We start from the raw sequence: 8,581 nt of genomic DNA on the forward strand, positions 1-8,581 counted from the left end.
CCTCCACCAGGCCCGTCGCATCGGTCGCGATGATGGCCTGCTCGGTGGCGGAGTCGATCACCGAGACCAGCTGGTCCCTCGCGGCCCGGCGCGAGTCGGCCACCCGGGCGAGCTCGACGGCGTCGGCGCGGGCCTGGTCCAGCAGGACGGCCTGGTCCATCTGCAGCGACAGCAGCGCCTGGCTGCGGGCCCGCAGCCGGTCGGTGATCTCGTGCACGGTGATCGCGACGAGGGTCGCCGCGAGCGTGACGAAGACCGTCCGGATCAGGGTGTCGCTGCTGAACGACTGCTCGCCGATCAGGACCGAGGAGGCGACGACGCCCGCGACGCCGATCGACGCGAGCGCGACGCGTCTCTTGCCGGGCAGCGCCGCGAGGGCGATGACGGGGAGGAACGCGAGCGTCGTGTACGGGGACCCGCTCCCGCCGGTGCCCGCCCGCAGCAGCGCGACGGCGACGAACTGCAGCATCGGCAGCACGTCCTGCGCGCCGTCCGGCCACTCGCTCCACGGCAGCAGCCGGGCGGCGAGCGTCAGCGCGACGACCAGGCCGGCGGCGAGCGCGACCTCCAGCCCGCTGGTCATCCTCTCGTCCGGCAGGAACAGGAGCGTGAGCAGAGCGAACGCGAACAGCCCGACGAACGGCAGCTGACGCTCGACGACACCGCCCTCCGGGCCGAGGTGCCGGGCGAGGCGCCGCAGGTAGCGCGAGCCGGAGGCGACGAGGTTCTCGGGCTCGTCGGCCCAGAGGCTGGTCACGGAGCGTCCCCGAGGGCCCGGGTCAGCGCGCCCTCCACGCCCTCGCGCGTGAACGGCTTCGGCAGCCAGGCCTCGACCGGCGGGTAGTCGTCGGCGTCGAGCACGGAGGTGACGACGATCGGGAGCCCGGGGCGGCGCACGCGCAGCACGTCGACCAGCTCCCAGCCGCCCATGCCCGGCAGCCGGAGGTCGACGAACGCGACGTCCACGGCGAGGTTCTGCTCGTCGCCGAGGGCCTCCTCGGCGCTCTTGGTGGCGACGACGTCGCAGCCGAGCCGGCGCAGGTGCCGGCTGATCAGGGCGAGCTCGTCGGGCTCGTCGTCGACGACCAGCGCCCGGGGGCTCACGCGGCGACCCCGTGCAGCAGCAGCGCCGCGACGGTGATCGCCACGGACACCAGGCCGACAACGACCAGCAGCCGGCGCTCCGACCGCCGGTTGGACCGGATCTCGTCCTCGAGGGCGTCGGGCGTCAGCGTCGCCCATCGGCGGGACTCGTCGCTCATCCCATCACCCGTCCTGTCTTCTCGGTCTTGTCCCACACGGCCGCCGCGCCCCGCCACTGCTTCACGTACGCGTCCAGCGTGATCGCGCACAGCACCGGACCGAACCCCACCACGTAGAGCAGAGGCAGCGCGAGCCACCGCACCGGGCGCGCCCGCTCGAGCTGCTTGACCAGCCACGCAAGGACCATCGCCAGCACCGACCAGGAGTAGAGGGTCAGCGTCCAGACCTCCCGGCCCGTCGCGCTCATCTCCAGCCCCAGCAGCTCCGGGATGCGGACCTCCCAGAGCCCGGGGAACCAGGCCGCGCTCATGACGACGAGCGCCCCGAGCCCCGGGAACGCGAGCCCCTGGAACCACGACCGGCGGGCGGTCTCCCGGTCGAGCATCAGGGTCGTGGCGGTGATGAACACGTACGCGACGACGGCCACCCACCAGAAGCCCTCGAACACCGCCGCGGCCGTGACCCCGTCGGTGAAGTACAGCCCGACCAGGCCGACGGCGGCGAACACCATGGCCACCGGGAGCAGGTAGATGGCGAACCAGATGATCCCGAAGTCGAGGTTGCCCAGGTGGTGGGTCCGGGACGGTCGGAACCAGACCGTGCGGAAGTTGCGGGTGATCTGCACGTTCCCGCGCGCCCAGCGGACCCGCTGCTTCCACAGGGCGGTCACGCTGTCCGGCTCCTCGGCGAGCACCACGGAGGCCGGCTCGAACACCACGCGCCGCCCGTTGAGCTGCGTGAGGAAGGTGGTGTACGTGTCCTCGGCGAGCGTGGACGTGTCCACCTGGCCGCCGACCGCCTCGAGGTTGGCGCGCGAGTGGAGCTGGGCGCCGCCGGCGAGGCACGCCATCGCGCCCATCACGTTCTGCGCCCGACGGGCGGCCGCCTGGGCGGTCACGTACTCGTAGCCGATGAACCGCGCGACGCTACCCGGCCTGCTGCTGCCCTCACGGATGAACGCGGTGACCGCGCCGACGTTCTCGTCGGCCAGGTGGCGCGTCATCCGGCGCAACGAGTCAGGCCGGTAGATGACGTCGKCGTCMATGATGAGCAGCGCCTGCATCCAGTCGTCCGCGAGCGCGGACCGGATGCCGTGGTTGAGCGTGTGGGCCTTGCCCTGGCCGCCCTGCTCGCGGCGCAGGTGCACGATCCGGTCGTCGTACTCCGCCGCCTTGGCGCGGACCACGTCGGGGGTGTCGTCGGTGCTCGCGTCGTCGACCACGAACACCTTGAGCCGGTCCGGCGGGTACTCCAGCCCCATGAGCCGGTCCAGCGACGCGGCCAGCACGGCGCCCTCGTTCCAGGCGGGCACGATGACGACCACGCGCGGCAGGTGCGGTGCCGCGAGCCGCAGGTGGTTGCGGAAGGCGTGCACCGGCACCAGCAGGTACTGGTAGAGGCCGGCCAGCACCGGGATCGCCCCGATGCCGACGAGCGCGACCAGGACGGCGACGAGGGCGGTGCGCCCGACGTCGCTCATCCGCGCACCCAGCTGTAGACGCCGACGTCGGCCGCGTCGTGCGCGTCCGTCGACGCGACCAGCGGGACACCGCGCGCGCGCAGCCGGTCCGTGGTGCGCGGGCCGGGGCAGTGCCACTTCTCGTTGACCTCGACGAGCGTCCCGGTCGCGACCGCCGCCTCCGCGAGCGCGTCGAGCAGCTCGTCCGGGACGTCGTCCTCGGTCAGGCCGATCTTCGGGAGGATCGAGAACGGGTGCGCCAGCTGGGCCCGGCCCACCGCCTGCATGGCGCGGATCGTGGCGGTGACCAGCATCTCGACCACGTCGGCCGGGGCGAGTCCGGCGTCGATCCGCTCGCGCGTGGCGCGGGGGCTCCACGGTCCGTCCGGGCCGGGGACCTGGTGGTCGGCCAGCAGCACGCGGTCCGCGCCGTGGGCGGTGCCGAGGGCGGCGAGCACCTCGGGCGGGGCGTCGACCGCGCCGGACGCGTCGAGGATCTTGGCCTCGACGCCGGACAGGACCGTGAGCCCCTCGAGCCGCGGCAGGGCGCGGACCACCGAGAGGAACTCGGGGACGTAGGTCGTCGAGACGCGGACGTGGTCGACCATCCGGATCTCGCGCAGGTGCCGGCGCTGCGCGGCCGCGAGGTTCTCGGCCGGGGTGCTGACGGCGTCGTCGGAGAAGGTCGAGTGGACGTGGTGGTCGCCGTCGGTCGACGGGCTCATCGTGGGGGCAGGACGTCGGCGATCGGCAGGAAGACGTCCTCGAGGTAGCGCACGTTCGCGATCTCCTGGAAGTCGACGTGGTCGGGGACGGGCCGGCCGAAGACCGCGTCGAGCGTGAGCGACGGCATGTCCACGCCCGCCGCGATCGTCAGCGGCATCGCGCCGGGGAACCGGGGGTTGACCTCGAGCAGCGCGGGCCGGCCGTCGACGTCGCGCTTGAGCTGCACGTTCGCCACGGTCGTCAGCCCGACGGCACGCGCGACCGCCGACGCCGTCTCGATGAGCTCCTCGTCGTGGACCGTGACCCCGGCGACGGCGACGCCGGAGTCCACCCGCAGGCGCGCGCGAGGCACGGCGGCGATGACCGTGCCGTCGAGGCCGGCCAGGACGTCGACCGAGTACTCGTCGCCCGGCAGCAGCTCCTGGACCAGGAGGTCCTCGTCGGCGTCGTGCACCGCGTCGAGCTCGGCCTGCGAGCCCACCAGCCGGACCCCGCGCGAGCCGGCGCCGCGGCGTGGCTTGACGATGACCGGGAAGTCCCAGCCGGAGACGGCCTGCGGCGTGCCGACCAGCTCGGTGCGCGGCACCCGGACGGTCCGGGCGCACGCGCGGGCGAGCGCGAGCTTGTCGAGGCAGGTCTCCAGCGTGGCCAGCGCCGGCGAGGCGAGGATCGCACCCAGGTCGTCGCGGACCGCGGCCAGCAGCGGAAGCTCCACGTCCACCGTCGGGAAGACCACGTCGATGCGGTCGTCGCGGACGATCTGGCGCACGACGTCGACGAAGTCGTCGGCCTTGCCTGCGGGCACGAGCCGCCGGTGCGCGGCGTCGACCAGGTAGAGCGCGCTGGCCCAGCGGTCCATGTCGGCGGCGATCACCTCGACGTCGCCGCGGCGCAGCAACGAGCGGATCACCGCGACCCCGGCCGGTCCCCCGGCACCCGTGACCAGGACCCTCATGCGTGACCTCCGTGCTCGTCGATCGTGGCGGCATCCTCGACGGCGACCACGCCGGCCGCCCGTGCCTTGCCGCTGAGCATCGCCGCCGCGCGCACCATCTCCAGCGGCTCGACGTACTGCCCGGTGCCGAAGCGCGACCAGTACCGCGCGGTCGCGCGCACCAGGTCCGGCTCCATGTAGTCGCGGTGCGACTGCGAGGCGAACGCCGCGAGCATCTGCAGCTTCGCCTCCATGAAGCCGTCGACCGGCACGAAGCGGCTCGGCCGGAAGTCGATAGTCGAGGAGGGGCTCTGAAAGCAGGCGAGCGAGGGGACCTTGCGCGCGGCCACGTCGACGGCCTGCCGCACGGCCCGGTGGTCCTGGTGCCGGTCGTGCTCGCTGTGCGTGTAGACGATGGTCGGCCCGACCTCGCGGATGAGGTCCTCGATGGTCGTGATGAGGCCGCCTGCGGGATCGAGCCGGGTGTCCTCGTAGTCGTGCAGGTAGAGCCGGGCGCCGATGATCGCGGCCGACGAGAGCGCCTCGTGCCGGCGGGACTGCACGTCGCCTCCGATGGCCCCGCTGGACAGCGTGAGGATGACGACGGTGTCCCCGGCCGCGCGGTGCGAGGCGAGGGTSGCGCCGACSCCGATCTCGACGTCGTCSGGGTGWGCCCCGACGGCCAGCACGGTCTCGGTGGCGCCGGCGGCGTCGCGCTTGACGCGACCCTCGAGGGCGAGCGCGGAGATCCGCTCGAGCAGGGTCGCCGCGCCGACGGGCTTGACCAGGAACTCGTCGGCGTCGCGGCGCAGCGCCTCGACGGCGTAGTCGACGCYGGCGAAGGCCGTCATGACCGCGACGGGCGTCCCGGCGGCGCGCGAGCGCAGCTCCCCCAGCAGCTCGAGGCCGCTCATGCCGGGCATCTGGATGTCGGTCAGCACCACGTCGAACTGGTGTGCCGCCACCTCGGCCAGCGCGGACATCGGCTCGTGGACCACCGTCACGTCCATGCCGCCGCGCCGCTCCAGCACCGTGCGCACGTACTGCGCCGTGTCGGCGTCGTCCTCGACGACCAGGACCCTGATCTGCTCGTTCGTCACGCGTGTGTTGCCCTCCGTCGCCGGCCGGTGCTCCCACGGTATAGGTAGGGATGGGACGACCGCGCACCGGGGAATAGGTGCTGGCCTCCCCCTGTTGAGCGGCAAGTACATGCAAACGCATGGACCTCTTCACTTAGCGAGGCGCGAGATGCAGTTCGGGATCTTCACCGTCGGCGACGTCACCACCGATCCGACGACCGGCCGGACGCCGGACGACACGGAGCGGGTGCGCAACATGCTCACCATCGCCCAGCACGCCGACCAGGCGGGCCTGGACGTCTTCGCGACGGGCGAGCACCACAACCCGCCGTTCGTCCCCTCGTCGCCCACCACCATGCTGGGCTACCTGGCGGGCACGACGAAGAACATCATCCTGTCCACCGCGACGACCCTGATCACGACCAACGACCCGGTGCGCCTGGCCGAGGAGTACGCGATGCTCCAGGTCATCTCCGACGGGCGCATGGACCTCATGATGGGCCGCGGCAACACCGGCCCCGTGTACCCGTGGTTCGGTCAGGACATCCGCCAGGGCATCCCGCTGGCCATCGAGAACTACGCCCTGCTGCGCCGCCTCTGGGAGGAGGACGTCGTGGACTGGCAGGGCAAGTTCCGCACCCCGCTGCAGGGCTTCACCTCGACCCCGCGTCCCCTCGACGGCGTCCCGCCGTTCGTCTGGCACGGCTCGATTCGGAGCCCCGAGATCGCCGAGCAGGCCGCGTACTACGGTGACGGTTTCCTGCACAACGCGATCTTCTGGCCGCTGGAGCACGCCGCGCAGATGGTCAACTTCTACCGCCAGCGCTACGAGCACTACGGGCACGGCCAGGCCGACCAGGCCATCGTCGGGCTCGGCGGCCAGGTGTACATGCGCAAGAACTCGCAGGACGCCGTCAAGGAGTTCCGGCCCTACTTCGACAACGCGCCCGTCTACGGGCACGGTCCGTCGATGGAGGACTTCATGCGCGACACCCCGCTGACCGTGGGCAGCCCGCAGGAGGTCATCGACCGCTACGGGAAGTTCCGCGAGCAGGTCGGGCACTACCAGCGCCAGATGTTCCTGATGGACCACGCGGGTCTCCCGCTGAAGACCGTGCTGGAGCAGATCGACATCCTCGCGACGGAGGTCGTCCCGGTGCTGCGCGCCGAGGCCGAGTCCGCCCGTCCCGCGCACGTGCCGGCTGACCCGCCGTCGCACGCCTCGCGTGTCGCCGCCGCCAAGGCGGCAGGTACGGTGCACGAGCAGATCGTTGCCGAGGACACCTTCACGGGCCTGCGGGCCGAGGACTCGCTGTCCTCATGACAACTTCTTCGTCTTCTTCAGGAAGGGACGTGCGATGAGCGAGCGCTCGATCGTCGTCATCTCGGCCGGGCTGTCCCAGCCCTCGTCGACGCGCCTGCTGGCCGACCGGCTGGCCGACGCGACCGTCACCGAGCTCGCCGCCCGCGGCATCACCGCGCGAGTCGAGACCGTGGAGCTGCGCGACGTCGCCCACGAGGTGGTCAACATGACCCTCTCGGGMTTCGCCTCCGGCCCGCTGAAGGACGTCATCGAGAAGGTCACGGCTGCCGACGGCGTCATCGCCGTCACGCCGATCTTCTCGGCGTCGTACTCCGGGCTGTTCAAGTCGTTCGTCGACATCCTCGACAAGGACGCCCTCGTCGGGCGGCCCGTGCTCGTGGGCGCGACGGGCGGCACCGGGCGGCACTCGCTCGCGCTCGAGTACGCGCTGCGGCCGCTGTTCGCCTACCTGCGGGCCGACGTCGCCGGCACGGCCGTGTTCGCGGCCACCGACGACTGGGCCGACGGCGGCGGCGACGACGTCAACCCGCTGCCGAACCGGATCCGGCGGGCTGGTCGCGAGCTTGCCGAGATGGTGGCCGACCGGGAGCCGTCCGCGCCCGTGGGCCTGTACGACGCCGTCCCGTCGTTCGACCAGCTGCTCGGCGGCGCATAGGCGCTCTCATGACGAAGGGGCCCGACAGATGTCGGGCCCCTTCGTCTTTGCGTGTGCTGGGGCTACTGCGGGCTCAGAGTGAACGCGGACCCGGTCGAGGCCGGCTCCACGTCGAGACGCTGGTCCGCGAGCGTCAGGGACGCCTCGTGGTCGACGTAGACGCGGGTCGACCCGTCCGTCACGACGTCGTCGCCCGGGAGGGGCTCCGGGACGAGCGCGAGCTCGAAGCCGCCCGCCTCCTGCTGGGCGATCMGGAGACCGCCGGTGTCGTCGGGCAGACCGGCGTTCGTGGTGAGCGTGTGCACGGCGTCGCGGGCGCTGTCAGTCAGGGTGAGCACGATGGCTCTCCTTCCGTTGCCGGGGGCGCCACCCCTTGCGGGGCGGCTCGTCGGACGTCTCCACCGTCGCCATGGGCGCGAGGGCGGCGCAACTCGGGGTCCGCTGGGTGAGACCGGCTGCGTCCGTTCCCGTCGGGCGGTCGCCTGGACGGCCCATCGGCCCTAGGCTCCGCTCTCGCGTGTCGTGGGTGGTGGTTCGTTCGCCGGTTGCCGGTCGCTTCGCTAGCGTCGACCGCATGCCGATCCCGCTGTGGGTCACGCGCGTCAACCGGCGTGTCACCAACCCGGTCATGGAGCGCTTCTCCGACTGGCTCCCGCCGCTCGCGACCCTCCACCACGTCGGCCGCCGCAGCGGTCGTCGGTTCCGCACACCAGTCTTCGCCTTCACGACGCCGCGGGGCATCGTGATCGCGCTGACCTACGGGCCGGACGTCCAGTGGCTGCAGAACATCGAGGCCGGCGGCGAGGCGCGCCTGGTCCGGCGGGGGCAGGCGTTCGTGCTCAGCGACCCGCAGCGGCTGCACGGCCCGGACGGGGCCCGATGGATGCCGCCGGTGATCCGTGCCGCGCTCGCCCTCATGGACGCGGACGAGTTCGTCATGCTGGACGCGGCGCCGGTCCGGGCGGCGGCGCGGCGGTCGTCGTCGGCACGCGTCGAGGAGGAGTAGCCATGGTGCGCGAGGGATATCCGGCGGCGAACGTCGACGAGTACCTGGACCTGGTCCCGGCGGCTCAGGGTGCCGCGCTCCGGGTGGTCCGCGACAGGCTCGTGGCCCTCGTGCCCGACGCGGAGCAGGTGATCT

At 72.4% G+C, this 8,581-nt stretch carries 10 protein-coding genes and 1 pseudogene; 3 read left to right on the forward strand and 8 right to left on the reverse strand.

Annotated features, from left to right (window positions below; all coding sequences use genetic code 11):
- From ACXJKG_RS16745 to ACXJKG_RS16775, 7 genes and pseudogenes are all read right to left on the reverse strand, one after another.
- Window positions 1–757 (reverse strand): annotated as a pseudogene (locus ACXJKG_RS16745) (PAS domain-containing sensor histidine kinase); the annotation flags it as partial.
- Window positions 754–1,104, reverse strand: coding sequence for a response regulator (locus ACXJKG_RS16750; protein ID WP_456846878.1), 351 nt, complete (start codon window positions 1,102–1,104; stop codon window positions 754–756). The pseudogene ACXJKG_RS16745 and the gene ACXJKG_RS16750, both read right to left, overlap by 4 nt.
- Window positions 1,101–1,262 (reverse strand): hypothetical protein, encoded by a 162-nt coding sequence (locus ACXJKG_RS16755; RefSeq protein ID WP_456846879.1) that lies wholly within the window; start codon window positions 1,260–1,262, stop codon window positions 1,101–1,103. Before ACXJKG_RS16755 ends, ACXJKG_RS16750 begins: the two co-directional genes overlap by 4 nt.
- Window positions 1,259–2,743 (reverse strand): glycosyltransferase, encoded by a 1,485-nt coding sequence (locus ACXJKG_RS16760; RefSeq protein ID WP_456846880.1) that lies wholly within the window; start codon window positions 2,741–2,743, stop codon window positions 1,259–1,261. The genes ACXJKG_RS16755 and ACXJKG_RS16760 overlap by 4 nt, the downstream gene beginning before the upstream one ends.
- Window positions 2,740–3,447: a PHP domain-containing protein gene (locus ACXJKG_RS16765; protein WP_456846881.1), complete on the reverse strand. Its 708-nt coding sequence runs from the start codon at window positions 3,445–3,447 to the stop codon at window positions 2,740–2,742. Before ACXJKG_RS16765 ends, ACXJKG_RS16760 begins: the two co-directional genes overlap by 4 nt.
- Complete coding sequence (locus tag ACXJKG_RS16770) at window positions 3,444–4,403, reverse strand: ATP-grasp domain-containing protein (protein WP_456846882.1); 960 nt, start codon at window positions 4,401–4,403, stop codon at window positions 3,444–3,446. The genes ACXJKG_RS16765 and ACXJKG_RS16770 overlap by 4 nt, the downstream gene beginning before the upstream one ends.
- Entirely contained in the window at window positions 4,400–5,482 is a 1,083-nt protein-coding gene (locus ACXJKG_RS16775; protein ID WP_456846883.1) for a response regulator, read from the reverse strand. The genes ACXJKG_RS16770 and ACXJKG_RS16775 overlap by 4 nt, the downstream gene beginning before the upstream one ends.
- A 148-nt stretch (window positions 5,483–5,630) precedes the next feature.
- Between ACXJKG_RS16775 and ACXJKG_RS16780 the strand changes: the two genes are divergently transcribed.
- Entirely contained in the window at window positions 5,631–6,785 is a 1,155-nt protein-coding gene (locus ACXJKG_RS16780) for an LLM class flavin-dependent oxidoreductase (RefSeq protein WP_456846884.1), read from the forward strand.
- A gap of 34 nt (window positions 6,786–6,819) precedes the next feature.
- Window positions 6,820–7,440 carry an FMN reductase gene (locus ACXJKG_RS16785; RefSeq protein ID WP_456846885.1) on the forward strand — a complete coding sequence of 207 codons (621 nt, stop codon included), beginning with the start codon at window positions 6,820–6,822 and terminating at the stop codon, window positions 7,438–7,440.
- Window positions 7,441–7,502: 62 nt separating this feature from the next.
- Here the strand turns inward: ACXJKG_RS16785 and ACXJKG_RS16790 are convergent, their stop codons facing one another.
- The gene (locus ACXJKG_RS16790; protein WP_456846886.1) at window positions 7,503–7,778 is read right to left on the reverse strand and encodes an adhesin; all 276 of its coding nucleotides are present in this window, start codon (window positions 7,776–7,778) and stop codon (window positions 7,503–7,505) included.
- A gap of 236 nt (window positions 7,779–8,014) precedes the next feature.
- Between ACXJKG_RS16790 and ACXJKG_RS16795 the strand changes: the two genes are divergently transcribed.
- Window positions 8,015–8,446, forward strand: a complete 432-nt coding sequence (locus ACXJKG_RS16795; protein WP_456846887.1) for a nitroreductase family deazaflavin-dependent oxidoreductase — start codon at window positions 8,015–8,017, stop codon at window positions 8,444–8,446.
- The last annotated feature ends 135 nt before the right edge of the window (window positions 8,447–8,581 follow it).

Source organism: Cellulomonas sp. P5_C6, assembly GCF_054049635.1.

Coding starts and splice junctions, on each gene's coding strand:
- ACXJKG_RS16755 (WP_456846879.1), bottom strand. CDS start 1,262: ATGAGCGACGAGTCCCGCCGATGGGCGACGCTGACGCCCGACGCCCTC.
- ACXJKG_RS16765 (WP_456846881.1), bottom strand. CDS start 3,447: ATGAGCCCGTCGACCGACGGCGACCACCACGTCCACTCGACCTTCTCC.
- ACXJKG_RS16770 (WP_456846882.1), bottom strand. CDS start 4,403: ATGAGGGTCCTGGTCACGGGTGCCGGGGGACCGGCCGGGGTCGCGGTG.
- ACXJKG_RS16780 (WP_456846884.1), top strand. CDS start 5,631: ATGCAGTTCGGGATCTTCACCGTCGGCGACGTCACCACCGATCCGACG.
- ACXJKG_RS16795 (WP_456846887.1), top strand. CDS start 8,015: ATGCCGATCCCGCTGTGGGTCACGCGCGTCAACCGGCGTGTCACCAAC.